Genomic DNA, 20,251 nt, shown 5'->3' on the forward strand with positions numbered 1-20,251 from the left:
TCGCCTGGCAAAACGGGATTGGTCATGTGGCGACGGAATGCTGACCGTCGCCGGGTAGTGCTCAGTTGCGCGCTGCAGCGTCACGGACGAGCTTGAGCATGGCTGCCGACTCGCTCTGTTCCTTGGTGACCCCGTCTCCAACTGGCGTGAACAACTGCTCCAGCTTGGCGTGCTCGTCAGGGCTCAGCGTGACAATCTTTCCGCCCATGTCGGTCCACTGCCGCAATTGCCCCTCGTTGAATTCCGCAGTCCAGCGATCGAGAGCGGGGCGGATGTTCGTTGCCGACGCCAAGACTGCCTTCTGAAGATCCGGGGGAAGCCCGTCGAACCACGTGCTGCTCACCACGGCCAGCGAGGCGACAACAGATGCTCTGGTATCCAGGAAAGTGCCGGCGACATCATTCATCTTGAAGGAGACGAATACTGAAATGTGGCTCGCAATGCCGTCGACCGTCCCTTGACTCAGAGCTGGCATAACCTCGCTCAATGGCATTCCAACGCCCGTAGCGCCCAAGAGCGCCATCTCCATCTTTTCGAAGGGAGTCCCGTTGATCCGAAGCTTCTTGCCCTTGAAGTCGTTCAGGGTAAGGATTGCGGTACTGGCACCGAAACCGTGAAAACCGATGACCTCAGCGCCCAGACCCTGAAGCCCTTTGGTTCTTGCGATTGAAAACAGCGCCTTCTCAACCTCGGGGTCATGGATCGTTTTCTGAGCTTGAGGTTCGTCGCGAAACAGCATGGGGGCGCCGAAAACGCCGAAACGCGGATCGACACCGACGTAAAAATCGAGAGGAACCATCGTCGCCTCGAGCGATCCAATCTGGACTGCTTCAATCATGCGCGGCGCGTTGCCGAGCTGTCCCTGAGGATAGAGGTCGACCTTGATGCGGCCGCCTGTAGCGCGCTCCAGATCTTCCTTGTACATTTTCAGGAAAGCTGTCTGGGGATCGTTAACAGATGTCGTGCCGAACTTCATCGTATACTCTTGCGCGGACGACCCTCCCGCCCCAGTCACAGCTGCCGCTATTGCGATAACAAATGCTGCCAACAATTTCCGCATGGCTTCCTCCCATTTGGTCCAAAGGCACCTCTGTGCATTCGGTCATTTACCTTTAGGAGAGTACTCGGGCAGGCATGGCATCAAAAATAGCCGTCAAGGTATCGCGTTAAGTTATAGCGAAATTGTTTTTGCTAGTCTTAAGCGACTTATGCTCAAGAAAATACTTATGGGTGATTGCGACACAAGGCCAATCACGAAAATAATCTATATTATTATAACCAATTCTGATATCGGATCGCTTTTTATTCATATCAGTACTTTGGAGACCCGAATTACGCTCGCGGCGCCTGGTTGCATTAATGCGATCAGCTTTGGGTGGAGTATTGAGATGTTCGTTCTATGTGACTTTACGTTTGTCATCCTTCAGGCCGAGATCGAGGCCCGCAACGCAGGGGAATACGTTCAGGGAAATGCGCCTTGGGACGTCGTGGCCAAGCGTTTTGGGAAGACGTGGGAACGGATGATGCATCTGTTTGGATTTCGCTGATCTGTACGCGATGAGCTACTCTTGCAAATGGACGTGCATTGTAAAATTGGGGGCGTGCTCCGGCAGGAACACGCCCCTCTTGTTCTTACTCCATCTTTAGACCGAAGCTATTTCACGCCACCAGATTGAAGCTCGCGAGCGACGGCTCGTCCCGCCTTACAACTTCAGACTCCAAAAGCGAGCCGCAATCCTCGCAGTAGAACTCGCGTAGCTCCAAATCGCTATGAGTTCGAACGTGTTCACCCAGTTCGCTTGCGGCTACTGTGACGGAGTGGCTCCTATCCTTCCAGTTCGAATCCAAGGAACCCAAATCACAACCACACGAACATACAAAGCGCCCATTCCGAGCCGAAAGATCTCCCTCGGCCGCAGACTTTGTTGGGGCGGATCCATTCAACCGTCGCTGTCGAATTGCCTTTCTTTCGTTGTCGGTTGCAGCTTGATCCAAATCCCCGTTCAGGACGACAACGCCATACTGGGTTCGGGCAGCTTCCACGCTAACGTGATTATTCACTACATCCGACAGAACCAGTGCCGGGTCACGCTTCAGCGGATCGCCGAAACCGCCGCCACCCTGAAATGAATATCCGAGTACGTCCCTATTGGTGAGAAAGAACCTGCCTGGCTTCGGCCCGAGATCCTCTACATCGTTCGCGACAATATCGGCCAGGTTCCCGGCCATCGTGGCAATCTTTCTGCTGTCGCCGGCATTTCTATGGACGAAATTACGTCCGCACGCGCCGGGTCTACCACCGAACAGGCCAACTGAATTTGGCACTTCAATCCCATGGCCGACCAACATGGCATTCAAACCGTCGGTTTCATACGGCGCAATCGCCAGGGAAGTACTCGTTCCCCCGCGCGTCCGACCGGGACCACCGGTGTCCGGAACGAAAGAACGATACAGATAGATGTAGGGCCCGCTTGCCTCGGAAGATTCGACATTGGTTATAGCGGGGCGTGGAACGCAATGATCCCCCGACCCATCCAGACCATCGTGATCCCTGTACGCGCCTCCACCACCAGCCGTGGCGTCGAGAAGGAAAGTGCCAAAGAGCCCGCCGTCCCTGTCTTTTCCCGCCAGGGTCATCACCATCATATGGCCCTTGGTTACGGCCTGACCCTCGTCAGCATATTTTTCAGAGAAGGACACCATGCGTGACAAGGCCGTGACAACGACATTCTGCACAATCCAGGCTGCCGAAATCGTGGCTGCAGACACCGGCGCAGGCCGGGTCGCATTGCACAGGATACCTTCCGGGGCCTTGAATTCAATCGAGCGAATGACCCCCTCGTTCCATCGCAGCGTCGGCGCCAGAATTGGCAGTAGTCCAGCGAATGCCGCACCACGCATCCCCGACCGCGTGCAGTTGATAAACCCTGGAGCCTGCGGCGACGTGCCTTCAAAATCGATCGTCAGGCTATCGCCCGTCTTCGTGGCGGCCACGCAGACTTCATAAAGTGCATTTGTATGTCCGTCGTGCTCGATATAGTCACGAGCGCGATAAACCCCGTCCGGCAGTTCGGAAAGGATCGCCCGGAACTGCTTTTCCGTCGTGTCGATTTCCTCACGCATGATCTGCTCGACTTGCAAGACGCCATAGCGATTCATCAGTTCTGTCAGGCGCTTCACTGCGACGTTATTTGCTGCGATCATGGCCTTCAAGTCCAAGCCGATCACATCCGGTAGTCGCGACATGCCCATGATCATTTGCCACAGATCCTGGCGCAGATTGCCTCCTTCAACTAACTTAATTCCGGGCAGCAGCATCGCCTCTTGCTGGATTTCCGTTGCACCGAGCGCCCACGAGCCGAAGCTCATGCCTCCAACATCAAGCTCGTGGGCGCAGGTCCCGGCCCAAGCGACGTGCCGCCCTTCGAAGAAGATCGGCGCAACGATCGACATGTCGGGCTGATGAAGCCCACCCCGATAGGGATCGTTGAGGATGAACAAGTCGCCGTGGTTGATGCCCGGATTATCGGAGTAGTTCTCCAGGATCGAGCGGATGACCGTGGACATCGTCCCGGTATGGAAAATCACCTGTGGCCCCATCGTAACGATAGAGCCGTCGGCGAGATAAAGACCATTGTTGAAGTCGGTTGCATCGGTCACGACCGGCGAACCGGATGCCGAACGCAGCGTGATCGCTTGTTCCTCGGTAATCGCCTGCAGTTTGTTACGCACCACTTCGAACGTGATGGGATCGATTTTCTGGTTTCTGGTTAGCATCAGACGCGCTCCTCGCTCTCGATGATGATGTTATGGCCTTCGTCGACGTGCGCGATTTGGCCCGCGGCAACGAAGACGGACGTTTCAGGATGCTCAACCACCGCCGGCCCTTGGATCACGAATTCCTTGGGAAGATCGCGCCAATAGAAGACTTTGGCGTCCATCCAGCTGTCTGTATTCGGCTCGTAAATCCGGCGAAGAGCTGGTTTCGGTTCCTGAGAACCCGAACTGATATGGACTTCTGGCCGACGGGAGGTGCCAAACGCCTCAACGCGCACATTTGTTATTTCGATCCCAGCCTCACGAAACGCCGAGCCAGGACCATAAATCTGCTCATAGGTTTCCTCAAACCGCGCCACGATATCCTCGAGCGAAGCCGCCTCAATCGGGTCGTTGGAAACGCTAATTATGAGATCGTTTGTTTGTCTTCGATAGCGCATGTCGATGGCTCGGAGGACCCTTACATCCTTTCCGTCCACCCCGGCGCGCTCCATTGTTTTGAGGCAAGATGCCAGCGGGTCAGCGAACGCACGCTCGATTGCGTTTGCATCGAGCCCGTCCCAGGCCGCTTTGGACCCACCTCCACCGCGCATAAGAAGCGGCGCTTGGCTGGAAGACTGAACGTCGGCAGCGAGTGCACCGAATGCAGAATGTGCCATGGACGTGACCGGCACGACCATCTTGGGCACGCCCAGCTCGGCGCCGTACCCTGCACAATGCACTGGACCGGCACCTCCATAGGCGAAGATTACGAAATCTCGTGGATCATATCCACGGCCGATCGTGGCTTCCCGCAGCATATCGGCCATCTGGGAGTCAACAATACGACGGATGCCGGCCGCAGCTTGCTCGACGGTCATGTTCAGTGGCTGAGCGATCTGCTCTTCGATTGCAAGGGCGGCAGCTTTTCGATCAAGCTTCATCTTTCCCCCGAGGAATGTATCGGGGTCAATGATTCCGAGAACAATGTCCGCGTCGGTCACGGTTGCGAGCTTGCCACCACGCCCATAGCAAACCGGGCCCGGCTTCGCACCAGCACTATCAGGTCCAACCTTCAACTGGCCTCCGACGACACGAGCAATCGAGCCACCACCTGCTCCGATGGACCGAACTTCAATCATCGGCGTTGCGATGTGAAAGCCACCCGCTTCGTGGTTCTTGGAAATCAGCGGTTTGCCATCGACTACAATCGCAACATCAAACGATGTTCCACCCATGTCAGTTGCGATGATATTGTCATAGCCCAAGCGTTTACCGACATGGACGGAGCCCATGACACCGCCCGTTGGTCCAGAAGTAACTAGTGTGACTGGTCGGTGAGCCGCTTCGGAGACGGGCATGACCCCACCTGCCGAATTGAGAATGGAGAAAGAACCTTTATAACCTCGGCCCCGCAACATCTGTTCGATACCGTCGAGATAGGAGACGACTTTGGGGGCGAGATAGGAATTCAAGGCTGCTGTTGCCGTTCGCTCATACTCGCCCATCACGGGCGCCACTTCATGAGATAGCGTTACATAGGCAGACGGCGCCATTTCGCGGATGATGGCCCCGGCCAGACGTTCGTGCTTGGGATTGCGAAACGACCAAAGGAATGCGACCGCAAATGTCTGTACGCCCGCATCAAGCAATTCCTGCGTCGCACGGCGAATGTCGTCTTCCTGAATTTCGAGCAGAATTTGCCCCGCGTGATCGACGCGCTCAGCGATTTCCCGTGTGAGGTGAGTTGGAACAATTGGCGCAGGATTGCGTCTGCGTGAATACCAACCCAGCCGGTCAGTGGGCACACCCGTCGTAAAACCCATCAAGCGTTGCAGAGACAGCGTGCTTCCGAAGCCGCGAGTCGTCAAAAGCCCGGTCGCAGCGCCTGTCCGCTCGATGACGGCATTCGTGGCCTGCGTCGTGCCATGCCCAAATGATGAAACGCGTGCCAGGAGACCGTCGCCATCAAGCCCGATCTGCTCGGCAGCATTCTGGATGGCGTTGAACACACCAACCTCCAGCTCACCTGGCGTAGAAAGGGCCTTTGTTGTCGTCAACTGACCCTTTTCATCCAACAGCACCAGGTCGGTGAATGTGCCGCCTATGTCCACTCCCAGATACATTTCTTTCCTCCTGTACCATACAAGAACCCGCCCCCATCAGCGATCTGCGATGGGGGCGGGTTAACTGATAGACCTGGGAGGTTGGGTTTGAGGCATCGGAAATATAAGCATCGCTATCAGGCTTAGTAATAGCGTTCGCACCGGGACAACAAAGCAAAATGCGGCGGCCGCTGTTGGATCAGGAGTCCTGCTTCGAAAGGATCCGAAAATTGAGCGGCAACAATTGCAGGTGCCAGCGGTCCCGCACATGCCCCCAAAGGCCCCGGGGATTGTAAATCATGATCAGGATTGCAACTGCGCCCAACGAAATCATGTAGAACGGACCGAAATCAGCCAGTGTCCCGCGCAGAAGGAAGAAAAGCACAGCACCAATGATCGGCCCCTCGAACGTGCCAACGCCTCCAATCACGACCATGAATATAACGAGTGCCGTCCAGTCGCTGATACTGAACGCTGAATCTGGTGTGACGCGAAGCCGTTGAAGAAAGATTAGGCCACCGGTAGCGGCCGTACCGAACGCCGTGAGAACATAGACGATTAGTTTCGTTCGGTTGGCGTTAACGCCGTTGCTTCGCGCTGCAAGCTCATTGTCGCGTATAGCGGTCAGGGCAAGTCCTGTGCGGGACTGCAGTGTAAAATAGATACCGCTCAGTATCATCAACAGGGCGATGAAAGCCGCTAGGTAAATGGTGGTGAAGCGAACTGCGGGCTGCGCGCCCAACGCACGCGCTGCCTCGATTGGCAAGCTCATCCCTGACGATCCCCCAATCTGGGGGATGAACTGCGCAGTGAGACGCAATACTTCTGCCAGGACCCATGAACTGATGGCAAAGTAGGCTCCCTTGAGACGAAATAGCAGTGCAGCGAAAGGGATGGAGAGAGCGGCAACGACAACGCTTGCGATCAAGACGCTGACGAGCGGGTTTAATCCGGTGTAACGCGAAAGCGTGAATAGACCATAGGCCCCCAGACCGACGAATGCCTGCTGACCGATCGACACCAGTCCAGCGTACCCGACCAAGAAGTTCCAGAGACAGGCGAGCGACAGATAGAGGAAGAAGTCCGTTAGTAGGCGAAGGATATTCGCCCCGGCCCATAAAGGCGCTGAAGCGAAAACGAGCGCGCAAACGCCGACAAAAACAAGCGCCAAATGGGTCGTGCGCGAGTGGCGTGTCGCGGAAACACTATTTGATTTCATGCTTTCACTCCGAAAAGACCGCTGGGTCGCAACGCCAGAACGAGAAGAAAAACGAGGTGGCCGGCGAGGATCTGGAATCGAGGATCGATCGCTCCACCAATTGCTTGGACAACGCCAAGTACAATCCCGCCCAGCAAAGTGCCCCAGATATTACCAACGCCTCCGATGATGACGGCCTCGAAGCCGTAGATCAGCCGAGCGGGTCCTGCGGATGGATCAAAGTTTCCGCGTATTGCGATGAGAACACCAGCAACAGCCGTGATGCCAAGCGACAGGGCCATCGCAACTCCGTACATATGACGATTGTTGAACCCCATCACCTGCGCCATCGCCTGATCGTCTGACACCGCGCGCAATCCTCGACCGGTTTTCGTACGTCTGATAAGGAGATGCAGAACGACAATCACGGCGACCGCAATGACGAATTGCAGTAGAGGCAGCAGGCCGATGGCGACAGTGTCCCCGATCCGTAAGCTCGCGACCTCCAGCGGACCGGCCTGCAACCGTCGGTCGTCACCCGAAAAGGCGACGAGAACGCCGTTCTGGATAATGATGGACAGACCAAAAGAGACAAGAATGGGCGGAAGGAGATCATCTCCCAAAGTCCGATTGAAAAGGCCACGCTGCAGGAGATAGCCGACCGTTGCAATAATTGGCACGACGATCAGCAGCGAGACAAAGGGATCTACACCCATTGTCTGCGTGATGACGAGTGCCAGATAGGCGGACAGAACGATGAGATCGCCATGGGCGATATTCACCAGTTTCATTACCCCAAAAATGAGGGACAGTCCGATTGCGAACATCGCGTAAAGGCCGCCGAGCATGGTGCCTTGGATGACAGTGTTGAGCCATACCATGATCAAACTCCGAAGTACGAGGCAGCGATGTCCTGACGGCTGAATTGGTGTGGAGCACCGCCGAGAACGATCCTGCCTTGGCGCATGCAATAGAGGCGGTCAGCGATTTGTGTCGCTTGCTGAATATCCTGCTCCACGACGATCGCCGACAGGCCGTCGCGAACGATACTGCGAAGGGCCGAATAAATCTCGCGAACAACGATCGGGGCCAGGCCCAGACTGAGTTCGTCGCAGAGCAGGAGGTCCGGGTTGGACATGAGCGCGCGTCCGATGGCAACCATCTGCTGCTGCCCCCCCGACAGCGTCGTAATGGCGGCCTTTCGACGTTCCGCCAGCATTGGAAAAAGCCCGTAGATGGCCCCAAGATTCCAGGGACCCGGTCGACCGGATCTCGCGCCGATCAACAGATTTTCTTCCACGGTCAGCGACACGAACAGGCGCCGGCCTTCTGGCACCAGCGCAATACCAAGGTCAACCCGATGATGCGCCGCGACACGCGTAATGTCTTCGCCGGAAAGACTTATGGAACCGGCCTTCACGGCAACAAGTCCGACAAGCGACTGCATGAGCGTGCTTTTGCCTGCACCGTTCGCACCGACCATGGCGGCAACTTGGCCCCCACCGATATCGAGGTCGATATCAAACAGGGCCTGGAAATCCCCATAGAAGGCACTCAGTCCCTTGAGCGAAAGAAGTGGCGTGTCACCCATCGACCTCGATCCCCATATAGATTTCTGAAACTTTAGGATCTGCGAGCACTTTGTGGGGGTCGCCGTCTGCTATGAAGTTGCCCTGATAAAGCACAAGCGTTCGGCTAACGACCGACAGGAGCGCGTGCAATACGTGCTCGATCCAGACGATGGTTACGCCGGATTCCTTGACTTGGAGGATGAGATTAATCAGGTCCTCGCTTTCAAGCTGGCTGAGGCCGCCGGCAATCTCATCGAGGAGAAGCACCTTTGGTTTTGTTGCGAGGGCCCGGGTAAGTTCCAGACGCTTGCGGTTCAGCAAGGTCAGTTTTCCCGCTGCCAAGTTTGCAAAAGGAAGCAATCCAGAACGCTCGAGGAGTTCGAGACTGATAGCCTGAGCTTCTTTTGCATTGAGGCCAGCGCCGTGGCGGGCGGCGACCATGACATTCTCGAACACAGTCATTCCACCGAAAGGCTGCGGAATCTGGAAGGCGCGTGCCATCCCCAGACGGCATCGCTCCTCAACGGACATCCCCCGAATATCTAGTCCTTCGTATTCTATGCTGCCATTGTCCGGCCTGAGTGCGCCGGTCATCAAGGCGAGGATAGTCGTCTTCCCGGCCCCATTTGGGCCGAGAATGCCAACAGCTTCACCTTCTTGAATCTCGAGATTGAGATCACGTGCAATCGTAATGGCACCGAAACTTTTCGTAAGGGCGCGCAGCGCCAAAATAGCCGCCATCGGTCAAAGCCTTCCGCGTTCCTACCACACTTACCAGGCGATAGGCGCAAAGGGCCGTTTCGTTGCGATGCCCGGATACGCGGCGTTGTCGACGATGTCGAGATCGTAAGGGAAGCCGTTACCTTTGCTCCATTGGCCACCCACCAGAGGCGTCAGTGAGACATTCTTCACTGGACCGCCCTGCCAGCGAACGGACCCGACGATCGATTGGTAGTCCGTGGCGGTAATCGCCTCGACAATCGATTTCGGATCATTGATGTCTTTCGTCCTCTTCAGCACGTCGACGGCAACCTCAAGCAACGCGTATTTGAAGCCGAGTGGCTGCACCCACTGGCGCTTCGTTTTGTCCGTATAGGCGGCGCAGAAGTCACGTGCCGACTGACCCGACAAGCCCGATTTGAAAGGATGGTTCGGTGACCACCAAACTTCCGTCGACAAGCCATATCCTCGCTCGCCAACTGCTTCAATCGACGCAGGAAACAGCAGCGCCTTGGCGATCGTCGCAATCTTAGGATGGTAGCCTTGCTGACCCGCCTGAGACCAGAAGGTTGCGAAGTCTCCGGGATTGAACACACCGGTCAGAATCTCGCATTTGGCTTCCTTGAGCTTTGCGATCTGCGCCGTGTAGTCGGCGGCACCAGGTGTAAACAGCCCCGCGTCGAACAATTCGTATCCGGCGGCCTTGAAACGTGGCGGAAAGCCATGCTCCGGGTTGGATATCGCCACACCATCGGTATCGTTCGACCAAAGAGCTCCGACGACCTTGTTGGTTTCGATTTTACTCCAAAGGGAAGTAAAGGTCTGAATAATCTGATCGACACCCCAGAAGAAGTGGTACGTATAGTCGAAACCGGTCTCGGGGTTGCCTCCGCGACCAAAGAAATAAGGTTCCCAAGGCACATCCGTCGATATGCAGGGAACTCCGTTCAACTCGCATTGGTCGGCCACTGGCCCGACGGTGTCACTGGAGCTCGATGCAAGCATTAGAACAACATTGTCGTTGGTGATGAGTTCAGCGGCGACTTCTGCAGATCGGCTGGAACTGGATTGGCTGTCGCGGACCAAAATTTCCACTGGCCGCACGGCATCGCCGACTTTGATACCTTCGCCGATCGCTTGACGGAAAGACTCCAACACGAAATCCAGCCCGGTGGAGAAGGTTGCCATGGCGCCGGTCTGCGGCGTGACGAATCCGATCCTGATTGGATCGCCGGCTGCTGATGCCGACCGAATAAGACTCGGCGCCATCAGCAGCCCGGCGCCCACGCCCGCCGCCTGCGTAAGAACTTTCCGCCTGGATAGGCTCTTGCTGAACGCTGATTTTGTTCCGATGCCCATGTTTTCCTCCCATGGTGTGATATGTCCCCGCAGCCACACGAGTGCGGGGGGTTAGCCTGCGAAACGGACGTGGATGTTTTTCTCACGTGTGAAAGCGAGCAGTTCCGACAGGCATTCTTCCCGGCCGATTCCCGACTGCTTGTAGCCGCCGAATGGGGTCCCAAGAAAATGCTTGGCGACCTCGTTGACCCAGACGAATCCGGCTTCCACGCCTGCGGCGGCGCGGTGCGCGGCCTTCAGGTCGTTGGTCCAGATAGAGCAGGTCAGGCCGTACTCGACGGCATTCACATCGCGCAGCATCTGCTTTTCGTCCGACCAGGGCAGGACTGACAGGATCGGGCCAAAAACCTCTTCGTTTGCGATACGCATTGTCTGGTTGACGTCGACGAACACTGTCGGCTCGACGAAATTGCCTTCCGCAAGTTTTGGATCATCGGGGCGCTTGCCACCGAGCAGCAGTTTGGCTCCGTCTGCCTTCGCGACGTCGATATATCGCAGGACTTTCTCATACTGTTCTCTGCTGACGATTGCTCCCATCGTCGTTGCTGGATCTGTCGGAAGACCCGGACGATACTTGGCGACATGCTTTGGTAGTTTTTCGACAACAGCTGCGTAGATCGATTCGTGAATGAATGCCCGGCTGGTGGAACCGCAGGACTGGCCGCACCATGTGAAATTCATCCCACCGATGACCGCGCTAGCAACTTCATCCGGATCGGCATCGGGAAAAGCAATGAGTGCGTTTTTTCCGCCGAGTTCAAAAAGAAGAGGCTTCAACGTCTCGGAAGCAGCTTTCATTATGGCGCGGCCTGTCGGTACGCTTCCGATGAGAGTGACCATCGCAATGTCGGGGTGGGTGGACAGAGCAGCGCCCATTTCGCGGCCGCCGATTGCGACGTTGAAAACGCCGGCTGGGAAAAGGTGGCCGATGATTTCTGCCAGCCGGATCGCGGATAGCGATGCGACTTCCGGTGGCTTCATAATGACACTGTTTCCGGCCGCGAGCGGGGCGGCCGCCTTGGCGGCGGTGAACATGAAGGGATGGTTGAACGCCACAATTCTTGCCACGACGCCGAGAGGCTCGCGCGTGGTGAAGTTCACGACACCCGGACCCATCGGTATCGAGTCGCCTTTCATTTCCGTCACGAGGCCAGCGAAGAAATCAAACTGGCCCGCCGCCTTTGCTGCGTCGCTGCGCATCTCATGAAAAGGGTTACCCCCGTCCGCCGAGTCAATCAGGGCAAGTTCATCCCCATGCTTGCGGATGAGGGCACCGGCCTCACGCAGAATCTTGGCACGCTCCAGAGGCGGAACATCCCGCCATGTTCGGAATCCTTGCTGCGCGGCGGCAATCACCGCCTCGGCATCATCGGATGTCCCATCGGCAATCTCGCCGAGTAGTTCGCCGGTTGATGGGCTCTTGGACTGAAGATAGCGGTTTGTCTTGGGGGCATGCCACTCGCCACCATAATAAAGTCCGCGACGGGTTGGGAGGTTGAGAGGAATTGCATTCATGACGAGGCCCTCGATGTCTTTTCGGATAGTGAAGGTGTGGATGAGCGGGTTGCTGCCGGCCGCGACTTTCGAACCAGAGAGTGGTTGATAGACAGCAGAAGGCTTTGGAGGTCTGTTTTGGAGGCGCCTTTCTTCAACAGACGTCGGCCGGCTGATGCCCAGTCCTGTCGTTTGGCGATGGCTTCGGAGAGGAGCGGTTCCAAACCGGATTGACGTACCGTCTCAGACACGGCGCGCATCTCTTCGGCTCGCCGTTTCCCATGCAAGAGCGTCCGCTCGATCATATATTGAGTAAGCGCCGTCCAGTCGGCCCCGGGTATCGTGTCTGCGAGCGAGTTCAAGACAGGGTCCACCACGTCGTAGTGGCTGGCTGCCAGAAGTGACTCCAGCGCTATTGCTTCCAGTCCCTTGATGAAGACTGATCGGCACATTTTGACCGCCGAAGCTGCCCCGATCTGCTGGCTGAAAATGGTGAGGTCCATGCCAAACCTTTCCATAACGGATAGGAACTCGGCAGCATGGCGACCCCCAAGCAACATGGGAGTGCGGATGCCTTTCGGCGGAACACTACTCATCACCGCCGCCTCTACGTAGCGGCCACCGAAGGCCTCCACGATCCGGCATGCCCCGCGTTTTGTGTCTGGAGACACCGAGTTGATGTCAACGACCAAGGGACCATGCGCCAGACCATATTGAATGCCTTCGATCGCCTGCAATACAGCTCCCGCAGTCACACACACAAAAACCACATCAGCCTGCATGACAGCTTCACTCGCAGTGTCCGCCACCTTCAGATGCGCCCTGAAAGCGCGTTCACATGCCCGGCTGTCTATGTCGAAGACAGCGATGGCATCGGCCCCAGATTTGCTGAGGTCCGCTGCGAAATGCTCACCAACTTCGCCATAGCCTATGATGGAAAATGCCGTCATTGCGTTGTTCTCATTCTCAACAACTCGCCCGGGCTTGCCTCCCAAAGATCGTCAAGGACCATTGAATGCGGGACCAGGCCCTGTTCGCGGGAGTAACGAAGCACAAGGTCCAAGGGCGGGTCGAGTTCATCTCGACCGCATGGCAGGACAACACCCGTGGTCGCGGCGATGGCGTCCGCCGATTCCTGCAAGCCAGCGACAAAGGAAAGAACGGTTTCCGTTTCGTCGTTGGCGATGCTCCGTTTGGCGACGAGCACATGATTTACAGGCTTGAACCCGTGTCTTGTGTGAAACTTCCGCGCGGCGGCGCCGGTATCTGGAAACACCGTCCTGAGACGTGTGTCACTCGGCACATCGTTGCCGAGTATCACAGCGTCCAGCTCACCATCCAGCAAAAGGTCAACAAGATTTCCACCGTCGGGGATACGGCGAACGTGAGCGGGATCTTCAATCCCCTCGACGTGCGAACCCTCGGCAACGCTCCATTGCAAGTCTTCGGTCTGGAGTCCGAACTCGTCGCCAAGTATGCCGCGGATCCAGACGGCCGTCGTCTGGCTGTATGCGCGCACGCCAACACGCTTGCCCGCAAGGCTTTCCGGCCCATTGATCGACCGGTCGTTCGCTCGGCAAAGCAATGCTTCTTCCTGATAGCGGGCTGCGAGAGCCACCGGCAGCAGCACGATGGGTACCCCGGCAGCGCGTGCCAGGAAATAGGTAACGATCGCCATCTCCGAGATGTCGTAGGCGAGCTTGCGCACCATGGGAGCGAATGCCCGGCTTATGGGCTTCACGTCGATGAAGTCAAAAGATTGCGTCTGGCTTGCGACCATAGCCTGCTTAAGGCGGCGCGTCTGGGGATAGTCGCCGATAGTGACGCTCAGCGGTCGGTGGTTGGCATTTCGGCTCGAATAGCTGGTCACTTGGCGTCACCCCCCCATTCGAGGTAGGTCAGGCCTTTCGTCTTCAAAGCATCGCGCATGTCGTAGATATCGAGGCCCAGTTCTCCGGCTTTCAAGCGCGCGCGCGTGGCCTCCTCTTTTGCTTCCCGCGCTTTCGATCTGGCGAGTATGTCCGCGGCGTGCCGGTAGGGCACGACGACAACGCCATCGTCATCGGCGACAACGAGGTCTCCCGGCTCGACCAGTTGCCCCCCGCAGACAATCGGAACGTTCACAGATCCCAGGGTCTCCTTGACGGTCCCCTGCGCTGAAATCGCCTTTGACCAAACGGGAAAGTTTATCTCTTTCAATTCCCGGACGTCGCGGCACCCGGCCTCGATGATCAAGCCGAGAACGCCTCGGCTGCGCAGGGATGACGCGAGCAACTCTCCGAAATATCCTTGATCACTTCGCGAGGTCGGAGAAACCACAAGTACGTCGCCGGGCCCGCATTGCTCTACGGCAACGTGAATCATCCAGTTGTCCGCCGGCGGAATACTGACGGTCACAGCAGATCCAGCAAGGCGAGCTCCGGAGAAAATCGGTCGCATATGGCTACCTAACATGCCGGTCCTGCCTTGCGCTTCATGCACCGTCGCCACGCCAAACGCCTGGTAGCCACGAATGATCGCTTCATCGAGCCGTGGAGGATTCGTATACACGACGCTCATGGCAGCAGACTCCCGACGACATGCGGGAAGACGGCTTCGTAGGCTTCGCCGTAGGTGATCTTTTTATCGGAGTTTCGAGCCGCCTGGGCGCCGCGTTGGAGCGCCACACGGGTGTAGTATTCCCACAGGTGCTCCTGTCCCTTCATGCATTCGATAGCCGCTTTCTTGCGGTCCCAGACCTCCCCGATGTCGAGCAGGACGTTGGGCATCCAGCGGCATTGTTCCGGCTGATGGGGCTCGAACAGCAGGACCTGCGGTGCGCCTATAACGGCTTCGCTCGGATTGTGTCCATGCGCTTGGGCGACGATCCGCGCATTTTGTGCAAAGTCGCTCACGGCGGGATGATCGTGATTGTAGGGATCGAGCCGCGAATGCGTCAGCATGAATGCTGGACGAATCTTTCGATAGACATCAACAAGACGGAACAGGCTCTCTTTTTCGAGCTCAATCGGATAGTCTCCGAGATCCCAGAACTGGATATCTGATACGCCAAGAGCAACCGCGGCTTCTTCAGCCTCAACCTGGCGATCGCGCTTCACCCGGTTGAGCGTCATCCCGGATTGTTTCCAGAGTTTTGCAGATTCACCGCGTTCGCCGTACGACAGGCAGACAACGGTCACGGCTACACCCTTGGCAGAGTGAAGGGCGATTGCGCCTCCTGCACGCCAGACGAAGTCGGCCGAATGCGCACTGACCACGAGTGCGGTTGGTGAGGGGCTGCTCATTCACTGACGCCTTTCTTCAGATCCGCCGGCAATGGCGGCGTTCCGTGTGTATGAAAACTCTCGATAGTTTTGAGACCCCACGCCTGGCCCCTTTTGCGTTCTGCCTCCGTCCAGACGATCGGCTTCCAATCGGGGGCAAGAATGAGCCGCGCTCCGGCGTTCGCCACCTCGACGCGGTTGCCGGCGGGCTCGTACACGTAGAGGAAAAGGGTCTGTTGAACCCCGTGCTTATGAGGTCCTGTTTCGATATGGACGCCGTTCTCCATAAAGATATCCGCTGCTCGCAGCACATCATCGCGGCTGTCGACGGCATAGGTCACATGGTGGAAGCGGCCGCGGACACCATGCGCCTCTTTTGTATAGGCAAAATCGTAGCTCTTGTTGGTCGCGGTCATCCACATGCCGGCTTCGCTGCCGTCATCAAGTACAATTTGCTCTGTCAGCCGGAAGCCGAGGTTCTGTTCGAAAAATTCTCGATTTGCCCTGATGTCTGAGGCAAAGCAGTTAAAATGGTCAATCCTGCGGACATTGATGCCGCGTGCTGGATACCGTTGCGCCTGATTTTTGAGGTAAGGCTTTTGATCCGGTTCAGGCTTGAAATATTCAGTGTCGTAATAAAGTTCGACGACGTGACCGTCCGGATCGTGAAAACGGTAGGAGCGGCCGTGCCCGAGGTCGCCATCCGTCCAACCAATGCCAAGGCCTGTTCGCTCGAGCGCTTTTACACGCCGCTCCAGAGCCTGTTGGCTCCAGGTCCGGAACGCAACATGTCCCATTCCGGTCGTGCTGGATTCGGTCAGTTTCAGGGAATACCGTTCATAATCATCCCATCCGCGAAGGTATAGGGAGTTTCCCTCCCGTCCCGAAACGGTCATGCCCATGACGTCGATAAAGAACGCTGCGGACTCAGCCATCTTATTGGTGAGAAGTTCCAAATGGCCAAGATGAGCGATGTCGTGCATCGGCTCTGTTGACATGATTATCTCCACCCCGCTCGGTCATGCGCGCACCCATCAAATAAGGCCTGCCTGGGCCGTTTAGATGGTGCGCTGATTGGTGAATGAGGTTGTAGCCTGTAGGGCTTAGGCGAGGGGAATGACTAATTGGTAGTGCGATATATCGACTAGCTATAGCGCCTCGAAAACGTCGACAGGGTTAGCGATATCGACGTTAATGTCGGTTGTCTCGGTGGTGACGCCGAGTTTGGAAACGAGACCTTGATCAGAAATCTCATCGATATAGTGACGCAAACAGTCAACGAATGCTTTGGCAGGCAATGGTAAGGGCGATGTTTTGGTCATGATCAGACCCGCTGGCCGGATCGGTGCCCGCAAAGGCACCGAAATCACTTTCAGCGTTCCTCGGAGAAGGTCGCCGACCATCATCAGGCGTGGCATCGCGGCGATGACATTCGTGCCGAGCAGCATCTCGCGTATGAACCCGTAGGCATTCGATCGCAAGCCAGTCATTGGCTCAACATCCAGATCCGCGAGAACATGCTCGATTTCCTGGCCGATGCGTTGTGACACCGTTGGAAAGACCAGTTCATAGGAACGGATATGTTCCTTTGTAATCGTCACTTCCGAAAAGATGGGATGATCCGTCCGGGCAAGGAGGGATATAGGCTCTACCCAAAGTGGCTCACGCAAAAGTCCGTCCGGCCGAATGGGCTCGTAAAGTCGTCCGACGATAAGATCTAGTTCACCTGAAACCAGCTTGGGAAGCAGCTCTTCCGTTCGGCCCTCATGTAACCGCACCTGTAGATCAGGATGACGATCCTTGACCTGCATCAACACACCTGGCAATAGTCCCGTTGCCGTTACCGGCAGCGCTCCTACCGATATTCTGCCGCGTTCCGGATTGTGTATAAGGTCGAGCTCCTCATCAAGTCGAACCACCTCCGCCAGGATCTTGCGCCCACTCTTCAGCACCTGAATGCCTGCGTCGGTGACACGGACCCCACGGGTATGCCGCTCGAACAGCTGAATTTGGGTTATTTCCTCAAGTTCTCGCAACGTTTTCGTCAAGGCCGGCTGGCTCATTCCGAGTTTGGCTGATGCCTTGAGAATACTACCCTGCGCTTCAATTGCATCGACAACTCTCAGCATCTGAAGCTTAAGACGGCGATCGAGATATCGACGCATGCGAGCCTCCCAATGTCAGTATCAGGGGATTTTCCGGCATCTTCCGCAGATGATCGAAATCCTCGATGTTACTGTCCTCCGGATGGCATTAGGCGCCTTTCTGCCGGCTCTGCTCAAATCGAATTAGAGTATGCATCGCCATCAACGAAAGTTATATCGACGGCTTACGCACCCGCGATCTCCTCCTCGCAGGGTGTGAACAGGTCGGCTATATCGTCGATCTTATGTGTCAGTCCCTGCTCTCGTGAGTAGCGGATCATGGCGGAGAGAGCGTTTTGGTTTTGCCCGACCCCATAGGGCCAGAATTCACGCCCCATCACGTCCTTGGCCTCGGCGTAGTTCTGCAGAGCCCACGGCATCGTGACCTGCAAGGCGTTGTCGTCCTCGATGGCGGCCATGCACGCCGTCTTCGACGCGGCGAACGCCTTGAAAACAGATGTCGGCAGCCACGGATTGCGCTCCACGAGATCGCGCCGCACACCAATGACATGCATTATTGGAAAAAGCCCCGTCTTTCGGAAATACGATTTCTCCTCGGAGACGAAGTCCCGGAACAAGCGATCCACCGGAGCTGACCGATTAAGGTAGCATGATGGCGCTCGAGCGCTAACGATTGCATCCAGATCGCCGCGGGCGAACATCGCATCCAAAGTCTGATCCGCGGGAATGGGTTTGACGTCGAAAGGTGCGCCGAACGTAAGACCGAACTTTTCCTGCCGGCCAGGCTGGGACAGCCCGCCTGTGCGCCACGATATCTTATCTGAAGCCACCCCATACACGTCCGACAGCATGCCGCGCACCCAGAGTGCGGCCGTCATCTGATATTCGGGAACGCCGACCAGCTTGCCCAGCAAGTCTTCAGGCCGGGAAATGCCTCGATCGGTCCGGATGTAAATGGCGGAGTGTCGGAACATGCGGGAAATGAAAACCGGAATGGCGACATACGGCGATATCCCGAGTTCCGTGGTGATGATATGACTGCTCATCGAAAGTTCGGCCACGTCGAACTCCGCCCGGCCATAGGCCCTGCTCAGTATTTCCTCCATCTTTAACGGGACGACGGTGGTATTGCAGCCCTCGACTCGGACACGCCCGTCCATCAAGGGGATAACCCGGTCATAGGCTCGGCAGGCAATTGTGAGACTCAAGCTCATGGCATTTCGCTCTTTCCGGAATTTGATCAGTCTCGATCAGGATGTTACAATGTGCTACCGCCAGGCGGCGCGCTGTCTGAGATCGGTGGCGGATTTGCGAGCCCGAAGCATGACTTCTTCGGAATCCATCGTGGTCAGCTTTCCATGCCGTTTGCGAACGATACCGTCGATCAGGACCGTGTCGACATTCTCCGGCCTCGCACATTCGACGACAGCATGGATAGGATCGTTCAGTGGCGTCATGTTCAACGCATCCGTGGAGATGGCGATGACGTCGGCCCTTTTTCCGGGAGTGAGCGACCCGACCCGATTTGCGATGCCCAGAACGTCCGCACCTCCAATCGTTGCCAGCCTGAGGGCATCTCGCGGGATCATACGAAATTCGCTTTGGCTAATTCCGTTTTCCATCGCCACAGCTATGGCCATGACTTTAAACAGATTCGCCTCTCCGACGAGCGGCGCCGTATCAACGCCCAGCCCCACGGCCACGCCGGCCTGCCTCAACTCGTGAAGCTTGGGAACACCCCATCCGCCGCGCAGCTCCGAAAGAACCGTCAGACTGACCGTGGCTCCGCTGTCCCGGATCATCGCGATCTCGTCCATGTTGGCCCCGCAGGCATGCACGATGTTGACATCAGGGCCGAGCAAGCCTTTCTCGAAGTGCTTGGCGATATGACCGACGCGTGAAGCCGTACTGGCGATATGGGCCGAGATCGGCAGTCCGAGTTCGCGGGCTGTTTCGAATTCCGTCCGGTATACCGCCTCGGGGAGCCACTCGCTTCTGAAAAGACCACGCCAGCCCATGCCGATTTCGATCAGGTTGGATCCGGAATGGCTATTCCAGTCCGATTTCATCGAACGAAGAATATCGAGCCGGATTGTCTCTGCGTCCGGTTGATCGATTCTCTGCCCGAAGGTCCAGCGCGCTCGAAGACCGGAATCCGCAATCGCAGCCACGTCTGCCGCCGCATGTTCCGCGCCGCGAATGTTATGGCACCAGTCGTGGACGGTGGTAATTCCCCCGTATATCGCCTCTGCAGCGGCAAGGCGCGTGCTGTCGTACATGTCGTCGGGCGTCATCGAGGCAGCAAATCGCGTAATGGTCGGGTAAAACCCCGTCTCAGGCGTGGTCCCTGAGAAACTGCGCAGGAGCGTATGCCACATATGCCAATGTGTGTCGATCAATCCCGGCAAAACGATCATGCCTCGGCCATTGATGCGCTCCGCCTCCGGCGCGGAAATGTCGGTGCCGACGGCGACGATAGTTCCGTCGCGAATATGGACGGAACCTCGCGGGAAATCGCCCAGAGCATCGTCCATCGTCACCAGATGCGCGTCGTGAATGAGATATTCGATGCGGGCGGGATGGGGGCGTATCTCTCTTGCTGCTCCAACGCCGCTTTGAGCGAGATCACCGCCGGCTTGTGCGGGATGGGCCGCGTCGCACAGTTGACACATTGAGATCT

At 56.8% G+C, this 20,251-nt stretch carries 18 protein-coding genes; 1 reads left to right on the forward strand and 17 read right to left on the reverse strand.

Translation table 11 applies throughout. The annotated features are described in order from the left end of the window. Positions 1-61: 61 nt before the first annotated feature. Complete coding sequence (locus DEM27_RS26095; RefSeq protein ID WP_165823610.1) at positions 62-976, reverse strand: TRAP transporter substrate-binding protein; 915 nt, start codon at positions 974-976, stop codon at positions 62-64. Between DEM27_RS26095 and DEM27_RS26100 the strand changes: the two genes are divergently transcribed. Beyond that, the gene (locus DEM27_RS26100; RefSeq protein ID WP_165823612.1) at positions 963-1,547 is read left to right on the forward strand and encodes a hypothetical protein; all 585 of its coding nucleotides are present in this window, start codon (positions 963-965) and stop codon (positions 1,545-1,547) included. The genes DEM27_RS26095 and DEM27_RS26100 overlap by 14 nt on opposite strands. A 112-nt stretch (positions 1,548-1,659) precedes the next feature. Here DEM27_RS26100 and DEM27_RS26105 read toward each other — a convergent pair whose 3' ends face one another. The 16 genes from DEM27_RS26105 to DEM27_RS26180 all read right to left on the reverse strand — a co-directional run bounded on the left by DEM27_RS26105 (position 1,660) and on the right by DEM27_RS26180 (position 20,243). Further along, positions 1,660-3,777 carry a hydantoinase B/oxoprolinase family protein gene (locus DEM27_RS26105; protein ID WP_109461172.1) on the reverse strand — a complete coding sequence of 706 codons (2,118 nt, stop codon included), beginning with the start codon at positions 3,775-3,777 and terminating at the stop codon, positions 1,660-1,662. After that, complete coding sequence (locus DEM27_RS26110) at positions 3,777-5,882, reverse strand: hydantoinase/oxoprolinase family protein (protein WP_109461173.1); 2,106 nt, start codon at positions 5,880-5,882, stop codon at positions 3,777-3,779. The genes DEM27_RS26105 and DEM27_RS26110 overlap by 1 nt, the downstream gene beginning before the upstream one ends. Positions 5,883-6,060: 178 nt before the next feature. Further along, positions 6,061-7,080, reverse strand: a complete 1,020-nt coding sequence (locus DEM27_RS26115; RefSeq protein ID WP_109461174.1) for a branched-chain amino acid ABC transporter permease — start codon at positions 7,078-7,080, stop codon at positions 6,061-6,063. After that, complete coding sequence (locus DEM27_RS26120; protein WP_109461175.1) at positions 7,077-7,940, reverse strand: branched-chain amino acid ABC transporter permease; 864 nt, start codon at positions 7,938-7,940, stop codon at positions 7,077-7,079. The genes DEM27_RS26115 and DEM27_RS26120 overlap by 4 nt, the downstream gene beginning before the upstream one ends. Positions 7,941-7,942: 2 nt before the next feature. Further along, positions 7,943-8,650: an ABC transporter ATP-binding protein gene (locus DEM27_RS26125; protein ID WP_109461176.1), complete on the reverse strand. Its 708-nt coding sequence runs from the start codon at positions 8,648-8,650 to the stop codon at positions 7,943-7,945. Continuing rightward, positions 8,643-9,371 (reverse strand): ABC transporter ATP-binding protein, encoded by a 729-nt coding sequence (locus tag DEM27_RS26130; protein ID WP_109461177.1) that lies wholly within the window; start codon positions 9,369-9,371, stop codon positions 8,643-8,645. Before DEM27_RS26130 ends, DEM27_RS26125 begins: the two co-directional genes overlap by 8 nt. A gap of 30 nt (positions 9,372-9,401) precedes the next feature. Next, entirely contained in the window at positions 9,402-10,709 is a 1,308-nt protein-coding gene (locus DEM27_RS26135; RefSeq protein WP_109461178.1) for an ABC transporter substrate-binding protein, read from the reverse strand. Between the two features lie 51 nt (positions 10,710-10,760). Then, positions 10,761-12,224: an aldehyde dehydrogenase family protein gene (locus tag DEM27_RS26140; protein ID WP_109461179.1), complete on the reverse strand. Its 1,464-nt coding sequence runs from the start codon at positions 12,222-12,224 to the stop codon at positions 10,761-10,763. Further along, the gene (locus DEM27_RS26145) at positions 12,221-13,153 is read right to left on the reverse strand and encodes a prephenate dehydrogenase/arogenate dehydrogenase family protein (RefSeq protein ID WP_109461180.1); all 933 of its coding nucleotides are present in this window, start codon (positions 13,151-13,153) and stop codon (positions 12,221-12,223) included. The genes DEM27_RS26140 and DEM27_RS26145 overlap by 4 nt, the downstream gene beginning before the upstream one ends. Beyond that, positions 13,150-14,073: a substrate-binding domain-containing protein gene (locus tag DEM27_RS26150; RefSeq protein WP_205908964.1), complete on the reverse strand. Its 924-nt coding sequence runs from the start codon at positions 14,071-14,073 to the stop codon at positions 13,150-13,152. The genes DEM27_RS26145 and DEM27_RS26150 overlap by 4 nt, the downstream gene beginning before the upstream one ends. Continuing rightward, positions 14,070-14,762 (reverse strand): 4-carboxy-4-hydroxy-2-oxoadipate aldolase/oxaloacetate decarboxylase, encoded by a 693-nt coding sequence (locus tag DEM27_RS26155; RefSeq protein WP_109461181.1) that lies wholly within the window; start codon positions 14,760-14,762, stop codon positions 14,070-14,072. Before DEM27_RS26155 ends, DEM27_RS26150 begins: the two co-directional genes overlap by 4 nt. Further along, positions 14,759-15,487, reverse strand: a complete 729-nt coding sequence (locus tag DEM27_RS26160) for a PIG-L deacetylase family protein (protein WP_109461182.1) — start codon at positions 15,485-15,487, stop codon at positions 14,759-14,761. Before DEM27_RS26160 ends, DEM27_RS26155 begins: the two co-directional genes overlap by 4 nt. After that, positions 15,484-16,464, reverse strand: a complete 981-nt coding sequence (locus DEM27_RS26165) for a catechol 2,3-dioxygenase (RefSeq protein WP_109461183.1) — start codon at positions 16,462-16,464, stop codon at positions 15,484-15,486. The genes DEM27_RS26160 and DEM27_RS26165 overlap by 4 nt, the downstream gene beginning before the upstream one ends. A gap of 150 nt (positions 16,465-16,614) precedes the next feature. Next, positions 16,615-17,631: a LysR family transcriptional regulator gene (locus tag DEM27_RS26170; protein ID WP_109461184.1), complete on the reverse strand. Its 1,017-nt coding sequence runs from the start codon at positions 17,629-17,631 to the stop codon at positions 16,615-16,617. A 164-nt stretch (positions 17,632-17,795) separates the two neighbouring features. Next, on the reverse strand, positions 17,796-18,785 hold the full coding sequence (locus tag DEM27_RS26175) for a substrate-binding domain-containing protein (RefSeq protein ID WP_109461185.1): 990 nt from the start codon (positions 18,783-18,785) through the stop codon (positions 17,796-17,798). A gap of 54 nt (positions 18,786-18,839) precedes the next feature. Then, a complete protein-coding gene (locus tag DEM27_RS26180; RefSeq protein WP_109461186.1) occupies positions 18,840-20,243 on the reverse strand; it encodes an amidohydrolase family protein in 1,404 nt (467 codons plus the stop codon). Positions 20,244-20,251: the final 8 nt, after the last annotated feature.

It is taken from the genome of Rhizobium album, assembly GCF_003122325.1.
GTDB classification, from domain to species: Bacteria; Pseudomonadota; Alphaproteobacteria; order Rhizobiales; family Rhizobiaceae; genus Metarhizobium; species Metarhizobium album.

Bases quoted from the DNA above. Each gene is read 5' to 3' on its own strand.
- DEM27_RS26160 (WP_109461182.1), bottom strand. From the start codon at position 15,487: ATGAGCAGCCCCTCACCAACCGCACTCGTGGTCAGTGCGCATTCGGCC.
- DEM27_RS26130 (WP_109461177.1), bottom strand. From the start codon at position 9,371: ATGGCGGCTATTTTGGCGCTGCGCGCCCTTACGAAAAGTTTCGGTGCC.
- DEM27_RS26135 (WP_109461178.1), bottom strand. From the start codon at position 10,709: ATGGGCATCGGAACAAAATCAGCGTTCAGCAAGAGCCTATCCAGGCGG.
- DEM27_RS26105 (WP_109461172.1), bottom strand. From the start codon at position 3,777: ATGCTAACCAGAAACCAGAAAATCGATCCCATCACGTTCGAAGTGGTG.
- DEM27_RS26155 (WP_109461181.1), bottom strand. From the start codon at position 14,762: ATGAGCGTCGTGTATACGAATCCTCCACGGCTCGATGAAGCGATCATT.
- DEM27_RS26165 (WP_109461183.1), bottom strand. From the start codon at position 16,464: ATGTCAACAGAGCCGATGCACGACATCGCTCATCTTGGCCATTTGGAA.
- DEM27_RS26170 (WP_109461184.1), bottom strand. From the start codon at position 17,631: ATGCGTCGATATCTCGATCGCCGTCTTAAGCTTCAGATGCTGAGAGTT.
- DEM27_RS26175 (WP_109461185.1), bottom strand. From the start codon at position 18,785: ATGAGCTTGAGTCTCACAATTGCCTGCCGAGCCTATGACCGGGTTATC.
- DEM27_RS26140 (WP_109461179.1), bottom strand. From the start codon at position 12,224: ATGAATGCAATTCCTCTCAACCTCCCAACCCGTCGCGGACTTTATTAT.
- DEM27_RS26180 (WP_109461186.1), bottom strand. From the start codon at position 20,243: ATGTGTCAACTGTGCGACGCGGCCCATCCCGCACAAGCCGGCGGTGAT.
- DEM27_RS26095 (WP_165823610.1), bottom strand. From the start codon at position 976: ATGAAGTTCGGCACGACATCTGTTAACGATCCCCAGACAGCTTTCCTG.
- DEM27_RS26115 (WP_109461174.1), bottom strand. From the start codon at position 7,080: ATGAAATCAAATAGTGTTTCCGCGACACGCCACTCGCGCACGACCCAT.
- DEM27_RS26120 (WP_109461175.1), bottom strand. From the start codon at position 7,940: ATGGTATGGCTCAACACTGTCATCCAAGGCACCATGCTCGGCGGCCTT.
- DEM27_RS26125 (WP_109461176.1), bottom strand. From the start codon at position 8,650: ATGGGTGACACGCCACTTCTTTCGCTCAAGGGACTGAGTGCCTTCTAT.
- DEM27_RS26145 (WP_109461180.1), bottom strand. From the start codon at position 13,153: ATGACGGCATTTTCCATCATAGGCTATGGCGAAGTTGGTGAGCATTTC.
- DEM27_RS26110 (WP_109461173.1), bottom strand. From the start codon at position 5,882: ATGTATCTGGGAGTGGACATAGGCGGCACATTCACCGACCTGGTGCTG.